This is a genomic window from Polaromonas sp. (assembly GCF_029945925.1).
Taxonomy (GTDB): Bacteria; Pseudomonadota; Gammaproteobacteria; order Burkholderiales; family Burkholderiaceae_C; genus Polaromonas.
This window is the reverse complement of record NZ_JAQSDN010000065.1, coordinates 13,344-29,286: the sequence shown is the minus strand read 5'-3', so window position 1 is coordinate 29,286 and position 15,943 is coordinate 13,344. Positions and strand designations below refer to the sequence as shown.

The following is a 15,943-nucleotide window of genomic DNA, read 5'->3' as shown; positions in this document are numbered from 1 at the left end:
CTGGGCGAAACACTCGCCTTCTCCGGCCAGTCGGGCCAGTTCAACACCAAGGATGCGGGCAATGGCAAGGCCGTCATTGTCACCGGCCTGGCGCTGGGCAACGGCACCGGCCTGGCGAGCAACTACAGCGTGGCCCAGCCCACCGGCGTCACAGGGAACATCACCCCGAAGGTGGTTACGGTCTCTGGCATGACGGCGGCGTCCAAAACCTACGATGGCACGACGGCTGCCACCCTCAGCGGGGGCACGTTATCGGGCACAGTGCTGGGCGAGACGCTGGGTTTCTCCGGCCAGAGCGGGCAGTTCAACAACAAAAACGTCGGCAACAACAAGGCGGTCATCGTCACCGGCCTGACGCTTTCAAATGGTACGGGTCTTGCCGGCAATTACAGCGTGAGCCAGCCAGCCGGCCTGACCGCAGACATCACGGCCAAGTCGCTGGCTGCCGGCTACACGGCAGAAAACAAGGTTTTCGACAGCAGCACCAGCGCCACCGTGGCGGGCAGCTCGCCCGACATCATCAGCGGCGATGCCGTCAGCTTCAGCCAGATGGCTGCTTTCGCCACCGCTGCGGTGGGCACTGCGAAGACCGTCAACATCAGCGGGGTCACGCTGGGCGGCACTGATGCGGGCAACTACGCGCTGCAAAACACCACGGCGACGGCCACTGCCAACATCACGGCGGCACCGGCGGCTGCAGGCGCGACGGTAGCGTCCACAACGTCCAGCCCCGCTAGCACGACAGGGTTCGCGGCGACGCTGGCCAGGAGCACTCCCTTCACCACCGCCATTGCCAGCTTGAGCTCATCCACCAACAGCGGACAAACGACGGAGGGCCAACAAGCCGCGCCTGCAAACGCAGGCGCTACCGGCGATGATCGCCGTCGCTTGGTACAGGCCCTGGAGACCGCTCGCCAGGCTCCGGCTGGCGGCAGCGGTGCCCCCCCCGGCACCATGACACCGCTGTTTACCATCGGTGGTCCCGGCATCCGCCTGCCCGGAGCTACCCAGCGCGACGAATGAAACACCTCATGACCTCCAACCCTGCCAAACGCCCCACACATACTCATCGTTACTGTTCTCTGTCTCTGGCCATCGCGGGCGTGCTCGGCGCCTGGGGCCCGGCCGCGCCCGCCGCGGCGCAGACCCAACCCGACGCCGGACAGATGTTGCGCGAAAACCAGCCCCGGCCGGTGCTGCCCGCACCGCCGGCAACACCCGCGCTGCGCGTGGAGGAACAGCCTGCAGGGACCCCCAGCAGCAGCGCGCGGTTTGCCATCACCCAGGTCCGCGTGACCGGCAGCACGGCCTTCACCGCCGAGCAGCTGGCCGCCGTGGTGAGTGACCTGCCGCGGCCCGACCGCAGCCTGGCCGACCTGGAAGCCGCCGCGCGGCGTATCAGCGCCTACTACCGCGAACGGGGTTATGCCGTGGCGCGCGCCTTTGTGCCGGCGCAGGACATCCGCGGCGGCGTGGCGACCCTCAGCGTGGTGGAAGGTACGCTGGGCAAAAAGACCCTCGACAACCAATCCGGCCTGCCTTCCGGGCAGATGCAACCCATCGTGGACGCCCTGCCCTCGGGCCAACCGGTGCGCACAGTCATCACCAACCGTGCCCTGCTGCTGCTGGGCCAACTCCCCGGGGTGGGCAAGGTGGACGGCCAGCTCCGGCCCGGCGACATCCTCGGCAGCTCGGACCTGCTGGTGACGGTGGCGCCCGGAAAGGCCATGGAAGGCAGCGTGAGCCTGGACAACTTCGGCAACAGGTATACGGGCGCCACCCGGCTGTCAGGTCAGCTGGCGCTGAACAACCCCCTGGGCCTGGCTGACCGCTTCAGCCTGCGCGGCACCACCAGCAACGAAGGCCTGCTGTTCGGCCGCGCGGCCTGGGATGCCGCGGTGGGCAACGATGGTTTGCGGCTGGGGGTGTCGGCGAGCGCATCGCGTTACGAGCTGGCACGGGAATTTGCGGCGCTGCAGGCCCACGGCACAGCCAACACCGCCGGGGTTTACGGCAGTTACCCGCTGCTGCTGGCCACCGATGCCAGCGTGCGCCTGGGCAGCAACCTGGAAAAACGCTGGATCCGCGACGACATCGATGTCATCGGCTCGTCAGTGCGCAAGAGTGCAACCGCGTTGGTGCTGGACCTGTCGGGCGAGCTGCTGGACGGCCTGGGCGGCGGCGGGCTGACCACCTGGCGCTTTAGCCCGACCTTGGGCGACCTGTCGATTGACAACCCGGCCTTTCTGGCGCTTGACCAGACGTCGACGCGCACCGCCGGCCACTACGCCAAATGGACGGCCAGCCTGGCGCGCGAGCAGCGCCTGGCGCCCAGCCTGAGCCTGTATGGCTCGGTGAGTGCGCAGCGCGCCAGCAAGAACCTCGACTCCTCGGAGAAGTTCGTGTTGGGCGGCGTGTACGGCATCCGCGCCTACCCGCAGGGCGAGGCGGCTGGCGACCAGGGCTGGCTGGCCAGCCTGGAATTGCGTCAGGCCCTGGCGCCTGGCTGGCAGGGTTCGGTGTTTTATGACGCCGGGGGTGTGGACATCAACCGCAGGCCTTACATTGCCGGCAACAACAAACGCCGCCTCTCGGGCTACGGCATCGGACTTGCGGCATCGCTGGACGCCTTCAGCGTGAGCGCCACGCTGGCCTGGCGCGGCGGCAGCGCCGCGCCCACGTCGGACCGGGACAAGTCACCGCGCCTGTGGTTGCAGGGAAACTGGCGCTTTTAGGCCGGATCCGCGTTTTCCCGGTTTTTTTAAGGCAAATCGGCCTTTACCCAACGCCAGACGTGTCTAAGCAGCTGTCGATTTGATAGCGCCTGCCTACAGCACGGTTTCGAGGTAGGTGTAGATGTAGTTGGAGCCACCGTTGACGTTGCCCAGCAGGCGCGAGGCGCCAAAGATCCCGGAACGGTGCGACACGCCGAAACCGAGATAGGTGTTCTTCAGCGCACGTGAACCCACCAGGTCGCCCACGCTGACGTCGATGCTCGGGTCCAGGTAGCTGAGCAGCCGCGAGGTTTGCCGCCCGCGCGCCGCCTGGCTGCTGGACTCGGTGTAGGGCACACGCTGCGCGAGCGACAACCCGATGCCCAGACCGAGCCGGGTCTTGATCCGGTCGTTCCACGGAAAGCCGTAGTAATAGGCCTTCATGAAGGCGTCGAGCTGCAGCCCATTGGGGGCCAAGCCGCGGTCATCGTGCTGCAACAGGCCGACATAACCGACGATGTCCAGCGGCCAGCCATTGAGCTGCTCGATGAAAGGCTTGCCGATCTGCACCCCGGCGATGCGTGTCGAGTTGACCTTGGCCGTCGAAGCGCAGGTCAGCGTGATGATCTTGGCCAGGTGGCAGCCGTCTGCCGTGGACTTGCCGTACAGCACCTTGACGTGGGTGGGCAAGCTTTCCTCGGCCCAGTGCTGCTTGTGGGTGCCGAAATCGTAGGCGGCGCCGAAATACATGGCGGTCTGCGGCCCCTTGCGGACAATCGGGCTGTCCTTCACCTTGCCGCTCAGGTCGGTGCGCGAGACGCCGCCCAGCAGGCGCCAGCCGTCGCTCAGTGCGTAGGCGGCGTACAGCCCCAGCGTGGTGTTGATGCCGCTGCCGGCTGCGTAAGCCGGCCGCGTCGCGCTGGCTTCGCCGGGGCGCACGCCGTAGTAATAGTTGTTCAGTCTGGCATCGCGCATGGCCACCGTCAGGCTGGGACGCAGCGTGAGCCGGCCCGAGCGCCAGTCGTGGCTGTAGCCCAGCCGCACTTCCCGGCCCCTGGAAAAGCCCGACACATCCTGCACAAACTCCGCCTGCACTGTTCCCCAGGGCTGGCGGTAGCGCCAGGACACGCCGGCGTCCAGGCCGGAGCCGCGCTCGGCCATGCCGGCCAGGCTGGCCGGCAAGCGGTCGTCGCTGAAGCCCTCGAAACGCTGGTCGATGAACAGGTCCACCCGCTGCGCCTCGTCCTTGAAGACCTTCACCCCGACGCGGCTGGCATGAAGAAACAGGCGCTCGCCTTCGTAGAGGTACAGCGGCATCAGGTCATACCGCACGCCCCCGTCCACGTAGGGTGACTGTTCGGCACGCACCATGAAGCCCAGCCCGGCACTGCCGGAGCCATCAAGCAGATCGCTGAGGGTATCGGTGTTCGCATGGGCCGCCGGCACGAGCAGGCAAGCCGCCACCAGCAAGGCTGCGCCCAGCGGCTTGCACGAGGCGGTCAGGCGCAGGCCTGTTTTTTTCGGGTCGGGGTGGGGGCTCATCTCGGCACTTTCGGTTGGCAGGTTTTCATCCTAGCCAACAAAGCCCTGCCGAAACGGCCCTTGCCTGAAAACGGGGCCGGCACCTACAGGGGCGCAGGGTGCCGGTTGACAAAAACCGTTGCGTGAACGGTTCAGCCGGAAAAGCGGGTCAAAATGGAATGTCGTCGTCCATGTCGTCAAAGCCGCTGGCGGCCTTGGTCGGTGCAGGCGACGGCGCACGGGGGGCCGGCGCCGGTGCACGCGGCGCGGCCGCCGGCGGACGGGAATACTGGCGTTCGCCGCCATCGCCGTCACCCTCACCGCCGGGTGAACCCATGCCTTCGCGGCTGCCGAGCATCTGCATTTCGCTGGCGATGATGTCGGTGGCGTATTTTTCAACGCCGTCCTTGTCGGTGTACTTGCGCGTTTTCAGGCGGCCCTCGATATAGACCGAGCGGCCCTTTTTCAGGTATTCGCCGACGATTTCAGCCTGGCGGCCGAAAAAGCTGATGCGGTGCCATTCGGTCTCCTCGACCATTTCACCGGCCTTGTTCTTGTACTTGCTGCTGGTGGCCAGGGCGATGTTGGCCACGGCGTCGCCGCTGGGCAGGTAACGCACTTCGGGGTCGCGGCCGAGGTTGCCGACGAGGATGACTTTGTTGACGGATGCCATGGCGTGTTCTCCTAATTTTTCACAGTTTAACTGGCTGGGCCGCCACCGCACCAGCCGCTTCGGAGCCGGCCGGCCCGGAAACCGGCGCGCCGGCATGCCGTCCTGGTGCCTTCATCGGCCAGGCCACCAGCAGCCACAGCAGCATGAGCCCGCCGCAGGCCGCAAACAGGGCCTGCGCCCCCGCGGTTTTGGCCAGCCAGCCGCCCAGGGCACCGCCGGCAAAAAACCCGAGTGACTGCAGCGTGTTGTAGACCCCCAGCGCCGCGCCGCGGGAATGGGCCGGGGCCACCCGCGACGCCAGGCTGGGCTGGGAGGCTTCAAGCACATTGAAGCCGCAGAAAAACAGGAACAGCAAGGCGCCCAGCCCCGCCAGGCTGGGACTGCCCTGCATCGCCGCGCCCATCAGTCCGAACTGCACCAGCGTGATCAGGCTCACCGCGGCCAGGAACACGGCGCGCAGGTAACCGCGTTTTTCCAGGGGGAACAGCGTCAAGCCCATCACCAGGAAGGAGGCCAGCACCGCCGGCAGGTAGACCTGCCAGTGGTGGTCCTTGTCCAGCCCGGCTTGCACCAGCAACGCGGGAATGGCCACCCACATGGCCAGCTGCACGGCGTGCAGCACAAACACGCCGACATCGAGCCGCAGCAAGGCCGGGTGTTTCAGCACCTCGGCGAGGCTGCCGCGCGGCCGGTTCACGTGTTGCGCCGGCTCGGGCGGCACCCACCAGATCACCACCGCGATGCCAGCCAGCGCCAGCGAACCGGTGAAGGCAAACAGTCCGCCCAGGCCAATGTGTGCGGCCAGCAGCGGCGCCAGTACCAGCGACAGCGCAAACATCAGGGCGATGCTGGCGCCCACCAGCGCCATGGCCTTGGTGCGCACCTCGTCACGCGTGGTGTCGGCCAGCAGCGCGGTCACGGCGGCCGAGATGGCGCCGGCACCCTGCAGCGAACGGCCAATGATCAGCCAGGTCAGGTCGGGCGCCCAGGTGGCGACAAAACTGCCCAGCGCAAACACCAGCAGGCCGAACACAATGACTTTCTTGCGGCCCAGCCAGTCCGAGGCCATGCCAAAGGGAATCTGCAGAAGACCCTGGGTCAGGCCGTAAATGCCCATGGCCAGACCGACACGCGCCGGGTCGTCGCCACCCGGGTAACGCGCCGCCTCCAGCGCAAACACGGGCAGCACCAGGAAAAGCCCGAGCATGCGCAGCGCAAAAATGGCGGCCAACGACGCGCTGGCGCGCCGCTCGGTCGCGGTCATGGGGTAGGAAGGCAGGTCGGGGCGGGTTGAAGACACAGAGAAGGGCTGGAAAATTTGAAAAACAAAAAAGGGCTGGCGGGGTCACTCGCGAAAGACAGGGCCTATTGTCTTTGAATTGGACGGCGCCCCTTTTGCCTTGCCGTAAGCAAAGATTGGGCCGACTACACAAAAACTCGCCCTCTATCTACAGGCTGTAGCAGCGTGTCAGAATCCGAGCAATAGCCATTCCTCAAAAAATCCTCATGCCCGTCACGCGCAACAGCCTGGATCCAGCCAAAGTAAATACTGCTGCAGTACTGCCTTTCGAACTTCGGATACAAGATTTTCTGCTTGCCACGCAGGATATATACGACTTTTTCTATGACGTAAACACGAGCCTTGTTGCCAAGGGCTTGGATCGCTTGGACGACATGCTTCGTCCCGCCATCATGTCTGGCGTTCTATCTGACATGCTGACGGCCAGCCTCGCCAAGCACTCCAGGACCTTGGCAGTCAATAGCTATTTCAATGGACATCCTGATTTGGTGGTCAAGGGCATGTACCCGCTCAATGCTGCCAAGGCTGGCGAATTTGGCGTAGAGATCAAAACCACACGCAAAACCGGCGGTGCCGTTGACACCCATGGCGCCCGCAACCAGTGGATGTGCGTATTCGTCTATACCGTCGACAACACTTCAGAGCCAGCGACTACTCGGCGGCCCATGAGTTTCACGGAGATTTATCTCGGGGAAGTAAGGGTCGAGGACTTTCGAAAAAATGCTCGCGGCGAGCTTGGTACGCGCACCGCCACATTGCACGCCAAAGGGATCGCAAAGCTTAGAACCAACTGGTTGTATCGCCTCTGATTACTCTACATGCAGGCTCGCGAGTTTAGGCAGTGCTTCCTTGGCCAACTCGAAATACGTTTTATCTTTCTCGACACCAATGCTTTGGTAGCCAACCGCCTCAGACGCGGCCAGAGTTGAGGCAGAGCCAGCAAAAGGGTCAAGGACAATTCCCTGTCCCAAAGGCAATACGCCACGGACTACTTTGCGCAAGAAGGCCTGCGGTTTGAGACTGGGATGATTCGCATATTTCCGCTCCGAAGATCGCGTCGGAGCAGACTCAATCACATCGCCAAAGGGTTTGTCCGCCGAAACTCGCCGGAATCCACCTGTCCCCCACTTGCGGAGATTGTCCTGAACACGCCCTTCAAGCGGTTTGCGAAACAGAAGCCAAGGCTCCCACATGGAACGAGGCATCACGCTCACACCGTCAAACTCCACATGAGCAGCCTTGGGTCGATCACCGCCCCTCATCGTCATCACCAAACGCACCAATTCGCCTCTGCGCTCAAGCCCCGCCCGGGCGAGCGCGCCGGAAACCAAGTAAGAAAGCAGCGGATTGCTGGCAACAACAACATTTGAACCCGGGACAAGCACACGCATCAAACTCCGGCCCCATGCCAGGAAAAACCGCTCTAACGCTTCAAGGTCAGTCGGCGTGAGAACAGTGAAGCGAGGCAAGGGAGCTCGTTTTGAGCCGTCAAAACTCGGGGGGACACGCCAGACCCCTCCCTTGCCGGAGCGCAACTTGCTTTGTTCAATGCTGGAGTACTCCACCAACCCATAAGGGGGATCGGTCACAACCGCATGAACCGAATTGGCTGGCTGACGGTCCAACCAAGCTGTGCAGTCCTCCAGGATCAGTGAGGCCTGACCGTATTGAAAACTTTCCGCTTCAAGACGCGGCGGCAAACTTGGTTCCGGCTCGACTTGGAATCCACTCAAGGAGTATTGCGCCCGCTCCATACGGGCAAACAAAGTTGGCGTATTAAGTTGCAGGTACGACCTCACGGACGAGGAAGGAACCGCCCCAATCAAACCAATCACCTCTTTTGTGATCTCCTGAACGCTAGCGCCGTGGCTTCGCCCCTCAAGAACTTGAACGATGGCATCTCGTACCTCGCCTGGTCGTCTACGCAATTTTTTGACTCCTGTTTGATGGTTTCATTTTAGACGTCTGGACGTCTTTTTAGAGCCAAACTAACTAGCTGTGCAAAATATATTTTGGCGCCGGGGGACACGTTTCGCACCAACAATTGCGCTGCCATTAACCCGGTGTTTTGCTTAAGGAGCTACCAAACACTTAAAAATGCGCATCGGTCTATGATGGAGGGTTTTGCGGCGCCCCTACACAGTGAACTCTTCCACCGACGGCCAATACCTCGCTCCCGCAGCCGCTGAAGGCCGTGTGGCAACCGAGCCCGATACCAGTCGCTACCTGGCCCAGGCCCTCGCGGCGCAACGCATCAGCATCCGCGGCGCGCGCACGCACAACCTCAAGAACATCGACCTCGATATTCCGCGCAACCAGCTGGTGGTGATCACCGGGCTGAGCGGCTCGGGCAAGTCATCGCTGGCTTTTGACACCTTGTACGCCGAGGGCCAGCGCCGTTATGTCGAAAGCCTGAGCACTTACGCGCGGCAGTTCCTGCAGCTGATGGACAAGCCCGATGTGGACATGATCGAGGGCCTGTCGCCGGCGATTTCCATCGAGCAGAAGGCCACCTCGCACAACCCGCGCTCCACCGTGGGCACGGTGACCGAAATCCACGACTACCTGCGCCTGCTGTTTGCGCGCGCCGGCACACCCTTTTGCCCCGACCACGACCTGCCGCTGCTGGCGCAAAGTGTCAGCGAGATGGTGGACCACGTGCTGGCGCTGCCCGAAGACACCAAACTGATGATCCTGGCGCCGGTGGCGCGTGAACGCAAGGGCGAGTTCGTCGACGTGTTCGCCGAGATGCAGGCCCAGGGTTATGTGCGTTTTCGCGTCGATGGCACGGCTTATGAATTCGACGAGTTGCCCAAGCTCAAGAAGGCCGAGAAACACAACATTGATGTGGTGATCGACCGCCTCAAGGTGCGGCCCGACATGCAGCAACGTCTGGCTGAAAGTTTTGAAGCCGCGCTGCGCCTGGCCGATGGCAAGGCGATCGCGATGGAAATGGATTCCGGCCAGGAGCATTTGTTCAGCGCCAAGTTTTCCTGCCCGGTCTGCAGCTACTCGCTCAGCGAGATGGAGCCGCGCCTGTTTTCCTTCAACTCCCCGGTGGGCGCCTGCCCGAGCTGCGATGGCCTGGGCCACATGGAATTTTTCGACCCGGCGCGTGTGGTGGCCTTCCCGTCGCTGAGCCTGGCCAGCGGCGCCGTCAAGGGCTGGGACAGGCGCAACGCCTATTACTTCGCCATGTTGGAGAGCCTGGCCAAACATTACAGCTTCGACATCGACACCGCCTTTGAAAAGCTGCCCGAGGCGGTCCGGCAAGTGGTGTTGCACGGCTCGGGCGAGGAAGACATCAAGTTCAGTTACGTGATGGAGTCCGGCCAGTCGGCCGGCCGCAAGGTCAGCAAAAAACACCCGTTTGAAGGCGTGATCACCAACTTCGAACGGCGCTACCGCGAGACCGACTCGGCGGCCGTGCGCGAGGAACTCGCGCGTTACCGCAGTCTGCAGCCCTGCCCCGACTGCGAAGGCACACGCCTGCGCCGCGAGGCGCGTCATGTGTACCTGGTGGGCGCAGCCGATCGCAAGGCGATTTACGAAATCAGCAACATCACCCTGCGCGAGAGCTTCGACTACTTCAACACGCTGAGCATGGAAGGCGCCAAGGCCGAGATCGCCGGCAAGGTGGTGCGCGAGATCGGCCTGCGCCTGAAGTTCCTCAACGACGTGGGCCTGAACTACCTGAGCCTGGATCGCAGCGCCGAGACGCTCTCGGGCGGCGAGTCGCAGCGCATCCGGCTGGCGTCGCAGATCGGCTCCGGCCTGACCGGCGTGATGTATGTGCTCGACGAGCCCAGCATCGGCCTGCACCAGCGCGACAACGACCGCCTGATCGGCACGCTCAAACATCTGCGCGACATCGGCAACAGCGTGCTGGTGGTCGAACACGACGAGGACATGATCCGCGCGGCCGACCATGTGATCGACATGGGGCCGGGCGCCGGCATCCACGGCGGGCGCGTGATGGCCCAGGGCACTTACGAGGAGGTGCTGGCCAACCCCGATTCGTTGACCGGCAAATACCTGTCGCACGTGCTCAAGATCGCCGTGCCGGCGCGCCGCACACCCTGGCTGCCGACGGTGGAAAAAGCGCCCTGGCGCGACCCGAAAAAACCTTCGAAGTTTGCGCCCAGCGCCGCCGGTGTCAAACGTGCCGCGCGCGAAGCCGAACACCTGCTGACCCAGGGCGACCTGCAGGCCATCAAGGTCATCAATGCCAGCGGCCACAACCTGAAGAACGTCAGCGTCGATTTCCCGGTCGGCCTGCTGACCTGCGTGACCGGCGTGTCGGGCTCGGGCAAGTCGACGCTGGTCAACGACACGCTGTACGCCGCCGTGGCGCGCACGCTGTACCGCGCGCACGAGGAGCCGGCCCCGCATGAAGCGATGGAAGGCATCGAGCATTTCGACAAGGTCATCAATGTGGACCAGTCGCCCATCGGCCGCACGCCGCGCAGCAACCCGGCCACCTACACGGGTCTCTTCACGCCGATCCGCGAGCTGATGGCCGAGATGAACACCGCGCGCGAACGCGGCTACGGCGCGGGGCGCTTTTCCTTCAACGTGGCCGGCGGGCGTTGCGAGGCCTGCCAGGGCGACGGCGTGGTCAAGGTCGAGATGCACTTTCTGCCCGACGTCTACGTGCCCTGCGATGTCTGCAAGGGCATGCGCTACAACCGCGAGACGCTGGAAGTCCAGTACAAGGGCAAGAACATCGCGCAGATCCTGGACCTGACGGTGGAAGACGCCGCCGAGTTCTTCAAGGCCGTGCCGGTGATTGCACGCAAGCTGCACACCCTGCTCGATGTCGGCCTCTCTTACATCAAGCTGGGCCAGGCGGCGACCACGCTGTCGGGCGGCGAGGCGCAGCGCGTCAAGCTGGCGCTCGAACTGTCCAAACGCGACACCGGCCGCACGCTGTACATCCTCGACGAACCGACCACCGGCCTGCATTTTGCCGACATCGCCCTGCTGCTCAAGGTGCTGCACCAGCTGCGCGACGCGGGCAACACCATCGTGGTGATCGAACACAACCTCGACGTCATCAAGACCGCCGACTGGCTGATCGACATGGGTCCCGAAGGCGGGGCCGGTGGCGGCACCGTGGTGGGCGTGGGCACGCCCGAGGACATCGCCGCCAACCCGGCCAGCCACACCGGGCGTTACCTGAAGCGACTTTTATAAAGAAACTGGCTGCAGCCCAGGATGGACGGGCGCGAGCAGCTATTATTTTCGTAGCATTTCACAAGGAGCCGAATGTCGTCGATCACCCTGCGTTTTCTGGCCGAACCGAGCACCATCAACTTCGGCGGCAAGGTCCACGGCGGCACCGTCATGAAGTGGATTGACGAAGCCGGTTATGCCTGCGCCACGCGCTGGGCCAGGCGTTACTGCGTCACGGTCTCGGTCGGCAGCATCCGCTTCCAGCGCCCCATCATGATCGGCGACCTGGTGGAAGTGCAGGCACGGCTGGCCTACACCGGCAGCACCAGCATGAACATCGCGGTCGAGGTGCGCGCCGGCGACATGAAAACCGGCGAGATGGAAGTCATCACCGAATGTGTGGTGGTGTTTGTCGCGGTGGACCCGAACGGAAAAACCATTCCGGTCGAGGCCTGGCTGCCGGAAACACCGGGTGACATCGCCCTGGCGCAGCACGTCAGGACCCACCTGAACGCCGCACGCGCCGCGCTGCCGGGCGTTTGATGCGGCCCACTGTCCTGACGGGCCGCGATCTGGTGGCCGCCCTCGTGGTGGTCGTGGTCTGGGGTGTCAATTTTGTGGTCATGAAATTCGCGCTGCGCGACTTCACGCCCTTTCAGCTGGGCGCTGCGCGTTATGTCTTTGCCGTTCTGCCGCTGGTGCTGTTTGTGCGGCCGCCCAACATGCCGTGGAAGTGGCTGGCTTTTTACGGCCTGTTCCAGGGTGTCGGGCAGTTTGGCATTCTGTTCGTCGCGCTGAAAGTCGGCATGACGGCGGCGCTGGCGTCGGTGCTGCTGCAAACCCAGGTGTTTTTCACCGCGCTGTTCGGCTTTGTGCTGCTGCACGAACGCGCCAGCCGGCCGCTGCAGGCCGGCATGGTGCTCGCGGCCCTGGGTCTGGCCTGCTTTGCCCTGAATTACCTGGCGCCGGCCGCCGGAGGCGCTGTCGCCGCCACCACACTGGCGGGTTTTGTACTCACGCTGGGCGCCGCCGCCATGTGGGCCATGTCCAACATCGTGGCGCGCCACGTGCAGCAAGGCGGGGTGGCCTACTCGCCGATGGCCTTTGTGGTCTGGAGCAGCATCTTCGCCATCCTGCCCTTCACGCTGCTGTCCCTGGCGTTCGACCCCGAGGCGACGCGCTGGCAGTGGACCCAGGCACGCGCCTCCAGCTGGCTGGCCGTGGCCTACCTCGGCTGGGTCGCGACCATCCTGGGCTACAGCCTGTGGACCGGTCTGCTCAAACGCCACCCCGCCAACCGTGTCGCGCCCTTCAGCCTGGGCGTGCCGGTGGTGGGCCTGACCACCGGCATGCTGGTGCTCGGTGAGGCCATCACGCCCTGGCAGTGGGCTGGCATCACGCTGGTCGCCGCCGCCCTGATCTGCGTGTTGTCTGGCAACCGCTGGATGGCCGCCAAAGCGGACTGACCGGGCCGCGTCTGTTGCGAAGCCGGGTCAGAGCTTGCGGCGGCGCGCAAAACGCACCACGGTCACGCCGGCCTTGGCCTGCCGGGTCGATGGCATCACCAGCACACAGTCGTCATAGGGCGTCGTTACCGGCTCGGCGTCATTCCAGCCGATCACCGTGCCGGCATGTGCAATGACTTCCAGTCCCCGGTAGGGCAGGACAAAGCGGAACTTCTCGCTGCTGGCTACCACCGGGCCCGTCACATCGAGGGCCCACTGCTGCTGCGCGTCAGCTTGGCGCCAGCCCGGCAGCAGCCGCTCCAGGGCCGGCGCGTCCAGCGTGCCGGCAGCCTGCAGAAACCGCACGCAAACGTCCTGCGCCACGACGCGGCTTTCGAGGTGGCCATGAAAGCCGCATTCGACCAGCAGGGAGCGGGTGCCGTTGTCGCTGCCGTCGGCACCCGGCTCGCCAAAGCGGCCGTAGTCGCGCATGCGCACACCGTCCTTGTGTCCGGGATCCACCACCACGTGTTCGGGGCTACGCAGTTCGCGTGCCAGCGCCAGGTTGCGCGCCTGCATGCCGGTCAGCAGCAGCGGCGCAGCGGGTTCGTGCATGCTGTGCAGGTCGAGCAGCCAGTCGGCTTGCGCGACAAAAGGCAGCAAGGCCGCCGCACGCCGACGCTCCTGCGTGCCGCCGGCCTGCATGCGCTCGGGCGACCATTGGCGGTTGAGGTCCTCGTCCACGAAGCGCGAAGCATCGTGGTTGGCCGCATCGAACCGGTCGAACGCGGCCAGGTTGCAGAACGCCAGCGTCAGGCGCCCCTGTTGCGGCCGCACACCGGCCCCCAGCAGGCCCTTGAGCGCCCAGGCGCCGCACAGCTCGTTGCCGTGGATCAGTGCGGTGATCAGCACCTGCCGGCCAGGCTGGCCCGAATCAAACTGCCAGACCCCTTCGGTGCCGATGTTGCCCGTGCGCCAGGCGGCGAGGTCGGGCTTTGGCAAATCAAATGGCAAGGGGGTGTTCATTCTTTGATGTTCGCGAATTCAACAATGCGTTTGTATTTGGCGGTTTCCTGACTCAGGAACCTGGGCATGTCCACATTGAGGGGCGAAACCGTCGAGCCCGAATCTTCGAGCTTCTTGCGCAACTCGGCCGTCTGCAAGGAATCGTTCAGGGCTTTTTTGAGCTTGGCCACCACCGGCTCGGGCAGGCGGGCCGGTCCCATCAGCGCAAACCAGATGTTGATGTCGATGCCCTTGAGCCTGGGCGTCTCGGCCAGGGCCGGGATGTCGGCGGTCATCGGTGAACGCCTGGCTTCGGTGGTGCCGAGCGCGACCACCTTGCCGCTGCGAATGTGCGGCAAACCGCTGGACAGCACGAACACGCCGAAGTCAATGTTGTTGCCCAGCAGATCGTTGGCCAACGGCGCCACGCCGCGGTAGGGAATGTGGGTCATGAACAGGCCGCCCTGGTCTTTCACCATCTCGCCCGCCAGATGCAGGGCGGTGCCCACGCCTGAACTGCCAAAACTGTACTTGCCGGGGTTTTGCCGGACCAGGCTCATGAACTGGTCCACCGTCTTGACGCCTGACTTCTGCGAGGCCACCAGCACCATGGGCTGGGTTGCAATCAGGCCGATCGGCGTGAAGTCCTTGACGTCGTATTTGACGGCGCTCGACACCAGCCGGGTGATCGCGATTTCATTGCTGGCGCCGACCAGCAGCGTGTAGCCGTCCGGTGCGGCGTTGGCCACCTTCTGCGCGCCGATCGCGCCACCGGCACCGCCCACGTTGTCGATGATCACCGGCACGCCCAGCTTGCGCGACAGCTCGGCACCCAAGGTGCGCCCATTGAGGTCGGTGCTGCCGCCGGGCGGGTAAGCCACCACGATGGTGATGGGTTTGCTGGGATAGCTGTCGGGCTGGGCGCCCACGCTGGCGCAGGTCAGCATAGCCAGGGCAGCGCAGAAGGCGGCACGGCGCGAAAGAGGCAGGAACGGCATGGTTTTTCTTTCAACAGTCAGGAAGGAGAGGGTCATTCGGTGATCCTGGCGTAGTCGACGATCTTTTTGTACTTCGCGACCTCGGCATTCAGGAAACGGGGCATGTCCACGTTGAGCGGGGCGATGGTCGAACTCGCGTCTTCGAGCTTCTTGCGCAACTCGGGCGATTGCAGCGAGTCGTTCAGGGCTTTCTTGAGCCTGGCCACCACCGGCGCGGGCATATGGGCCGGCCCCATCAGCACATACCAGGTGCCGATGTCCATGCCCTTGAGCCTGGCGTTCTCGGCCAGCGCGGGAATGTCGGGCGTCACGGCCGAGCGCTGTCGCTCGGTCGTGCCCAGGGGCACCAGCTTGCCGCTGCGAATGTGCGGCAGCGCGCTGGACAGCACATAGACGCCGAAGTCGATGTTGTTGCCCAGCAAATCATTGGTCAGTGGCGCCACGCCACGGTAAGGGATGTGGGTCATGAACAGGCCGGCCTGTTCCTTGACCATTTCACCGGCCAGGTGCAGGGAGCTGCCCACGCCCGACGAGCCATAGCTGAACTTGCCGGGGTTTTGCTTGACCACGCTCAGAAACTGATCGATCGACTTGACACCGGACTTCTGCGAGGCCACCAGCACCAGCGGCTGCGAGGCAATCAGGCCGAGCGGCGTGAAGTCCTTGATGTCGTATTTGACCGACGCGGACACCAGCCGGTTGATGGCGATTTCATTGTTGGCGCCGACCAGCAGCGTGTAGCCGTCGGGCGCGGCATGGACCACTTTTTGCGCGCCGATCGCGCCCGCCGCGCCGCCGATGTTCTCGATCACCACCGGCACGCCGAGTTTTTTCGACATCTCGGCAGCCAGGGTGCGACCGGTGAGGTCGGTGCTGCCGCCGGGCGGATAGGCCACCACGATGGTGATGGGCTTGCCGGGGTAGGCCTCAGGCTGCGCGGCGACCGGCAGGGCTGGCAGCATCGCCATGGCGCCCAGGACAGACAAGGCCAGCCAACGGGTGGCGTGGGTAAAACCATGGGCTGACATCGTGACTCCTGAAAGGATATAGATCCCTTCATTGTCACGAAGGCGGCTTTCAGGTTGGTGCCGCTTTGGCACCATTCATGGCCG

Annotated in this window: 13 protein-coding genes; 6 read left to right on the top strand and 7 right to left on the bottom strand. The window is 64.2% G+C overall.

Features of this window, described 5'->3' with window-relative positions; translation table 11 throughout:
* Together PSV40_RS21335 and PSV40_RS21330 are read left to right on the top strand one after the other, a co-directional pair.
* Window positions 1-1,023 (top strand): YDG domain-containing protein (locus tag PSV40_RS21335; protein ID WP_300541674.1); only part of this gene is annotated, 1,023 nt, incomplete at its 5' end.
* Window positions 1,024-1,031: 8 nt separating this feature from the next.
* Complete coding sequence (locus tag PSV40_RS21330) at window positions 1,032-2,735, top strand: ShlB/FhaC/HecB family hemolysin secretion/activation protein (RefSeq protein ID WP_300541672.1); 1,704 nt, start codon at window positions 1,032-1,034, stop codon at window positions 2,733-2,735.
* A 93-nt stretch (window positions 2,736-2,828) separates the two neighbouring features.
* Here PSV40_RS21330 and PSV40_RS21325 read toward each other — a convergent pair whose 3' ends face one another.
* The 3 genes from PSV40_RS21325 to PSV40_RS21315 form a co-directional block, all read right to left on the bottom strand.
* Entirely contained in the window at window positions 2,829-4,256 is a 1,428-nt protein-coding gene (locus PSV40_RS21325; protein ID WP_300541670.1) for a MipA/OmpV family protein, read from the bottom strand.
* Between the two features lie 148 nt (window positions 4,257-4,404).
* Complete coding sequence (gene ssb / locus PSV40_RS21320; protein WP_300541668.1) at window positions 4,405-4,908, bottom strand: single-stranded DNA-binding protein; 504 nt, start codon at window positions 4,906-4,908, stop codon at window positions 4,405-4,407.
* A 19-nt stretch (window positions 4,909-4,927) separates the two neighbouring features.
* Window positions 4,928-6,172: an MFS transporter gene (locus PSV40_RS21315; RefSeq protein ID WP_300541811.1), complete on the bottom strand. Its 1,245-nt coding sequence runs from the start codon at window positions 6,170-6,172 to the stop codon at window positions 4,928-4,930.
* 242 nt (window positions 6,173-6,414) lie between these two features.
* On the opposite strand from PSV40_RS21315, the gene PSV40_RS21310 reads away from it, so the two are divergent.
* The gene (locus tag PSV40_RS21310; RefSeq protein WP_300541666.1) at window positions 6,415-7,017 is read left to right on the top strand and encodes a hypothetical protein; all 603 of its coding nucleotides are present in this window, start codon (window positions 6,415-6,417) and stop codon (window positions 7,015-7,017) included.
* Here PSV40_RS21310 and PSV40_RS21305 read toward each other — a convergent pair whose 3' ends face one another.
* Window positions 7,018-8,043 carry a DNA methyltransferase gene (locus PSV40_RS21305; RefSeq protein ID WP_300541664.1) on the bottom strand — a complete coding sequence of 342 codons (1,026 nt, stop codon included), beginning with the start codon at window positions 8,041-8,043 and terminating at the stop codon, window positions 7,018-7,020. It abuts the gene before it with no gap.
* 361 nt (window positions 8,044-8,404) lie between these two features.
* Here PSV40_RS21305 and uvrA point away from each other — a divergent pair, with 361 nt between their 5' ends.
* From uvrA to PSV40_RS21290, 3 genes are all read left to right on the top strand, one after another.
* Window positions 8,405-11,404, top strand: coding sequence for an excinuclease ABC subunit UvrA (gene uvrA / locus PSV40_RS21300; RefSeq protein ID WP_300541809.1), 3,000 nt, complete (start codon window positions 8,405-8,407; stop codon window positions 11,402-11,404).
* A gap of 72 nt (window positions 11,405-11,476) precedes the next feature.
* On the top strand, window positions 11,477-11,926 hold the full coding sequence (locus PSV40_RS21295; RefSeq protein ID WP_300541662.1) for an acyl-CoA thioesterase: 450 nt from the start codon (window positions 11,477-11,479) through the stop codon (window positions 11,924-11,926).
* Window positions 11,926-12,849, top strand: a complete 924-nt coding sequence (locus PSV40_RS21290; RefSeq protein ID WP_300541660.1) for an EamA family transporter — start codon at window positions 11,926-11,928, stop codon at window positions 12,847-12,849. Before PSV40_RS21295 ends, PSV40_RS21290 begins: the two co-directional genes overlap by 1 nt.
* A gap of 27 nt (window positions 12,850-12,876) precedes the next feature.
* On the opposite strand, the gene PSV40_RS21285 is transcribed toward PSV40_RS21290, so the two are convergent.
* The 3 genes from PSV40_RS21285 to PSV40_RS21275 all read right to left on the bottom strand — a co-directional run bounded on the left by PSV40_RS21285 (window position 12,877) and on the right by PSV40_RS21275 (window position 15,799).
* Window positions 12,877-13,854: a succinylglutamate desuccinylase/aspartoacylase family protein gene (locus PSV40_RS21285; protein ID WP_300541658.1), complete on the bottom strand. Its 978-nt coding sequence runs from the start codon at window positions 13,852-13,854 to the stop codon at window positions 12,877-12,879.
* A complete protein-coding gene (locus PSV40_RS21280) occupies window positions 13,851-14,780 on the bottom strand; it encodes a tripartite tricarboxylate transporter substrate binding protein (RefSeq protein ID WP_300541807.1) in 930 nt (309 codons plus the stop codon). Before PSV40_RS21280 ends, PSV40_RS21285 begins: the two co-directional genes overlap by 4 nt.
* 83 nt (window positions 14,781-14,863) lie before the next feature.
* Window positions 14,864-15,799, bottom strand: a complete 936-nt coding sequence (locus tag PSV40_RS21275) for a tripartite tricarboxylate transporter substrate binding protein (protein ID WP_300541805.1) — start codon at window positions 15,797-15,799, stop codon at window positions 14,864-14,866.
* Window positions 15,800-15,943: the final 144 nt, after the last annotated feature.

Bases quoted from the DNA above. Each gene is read 5' to 3' on its own strand.
- PSV40_RS21315 (WP_300541811.1), bottom strand. From the start codon at position 6,172: ATGACCGCGACCGAGCGGCGCGCCAGCGCGTCGTTGGCCGCCATTTTT.
- PSV40_RS21325 (WP_300541670.1), bottom strand. From the start codon at position 4,256: ATGAGCCCCCACCCCGACCCGAAAAAAACAGGCCTGCGCCTGACCGCC.
- PSV40_RS21285 (WP_300541658.1), bottom strand. From the start codon at position 13,854: ATGAACACCCCCTTGCCATTTGATTTGCCAAAGCCCGACCTCGCCGCC.
- PSV40_RS21275 (WP_300541805.1), bottom strand. From the start codon at position 15,799: ATGGCGATGCTGCCAGCCCTGCCGGTCGCCGCGCAGCCTGAGGCCTAC.
- ssb (WP_300541668.1), bottom strand. From the start codon at position 4,908: ATGGCATCCGTCAACAAAGTCATCCTCGTCGGCAACCTCGGCCGCGAC.
- PSV40_RS21290 (WP_300541660.1), top strand. From the start codon at position 11,926: ATGCGGCCCACTGTCCTGACGGGCCGCGATCTGGTGGCCGCCCTCGTG.
- PSV40_RS21330 (WP_300541672.1), top strand. From the start codon at position 1,032: ATGACCTCCAACCCTGCCAAACGCCCCACACATACTCATCGTTACTGT.
- PSV40_RS21295 (WP_300541662.1), top strand. From the start codon at position 11,477: ATGTCGTCGATCACCCTGCGTTTTCTGGCCGAACCGAGCACCATCAAC.
- PSV40_RS21310 (WP_300541666.1), top strand. From the start codon at position 6,415: ATGCCCGTCACGCGCAACAGCCTGGATCCAGCCAAAGTAAATACTGCT.
- PSV40_RS21280 (WP_300541807.1), bottom strand. From the start codon at position 14,780: ATGCTGACCTGCGCCAGCGTGGGCGCCCAGCCCGACAGCTATCCCAGC.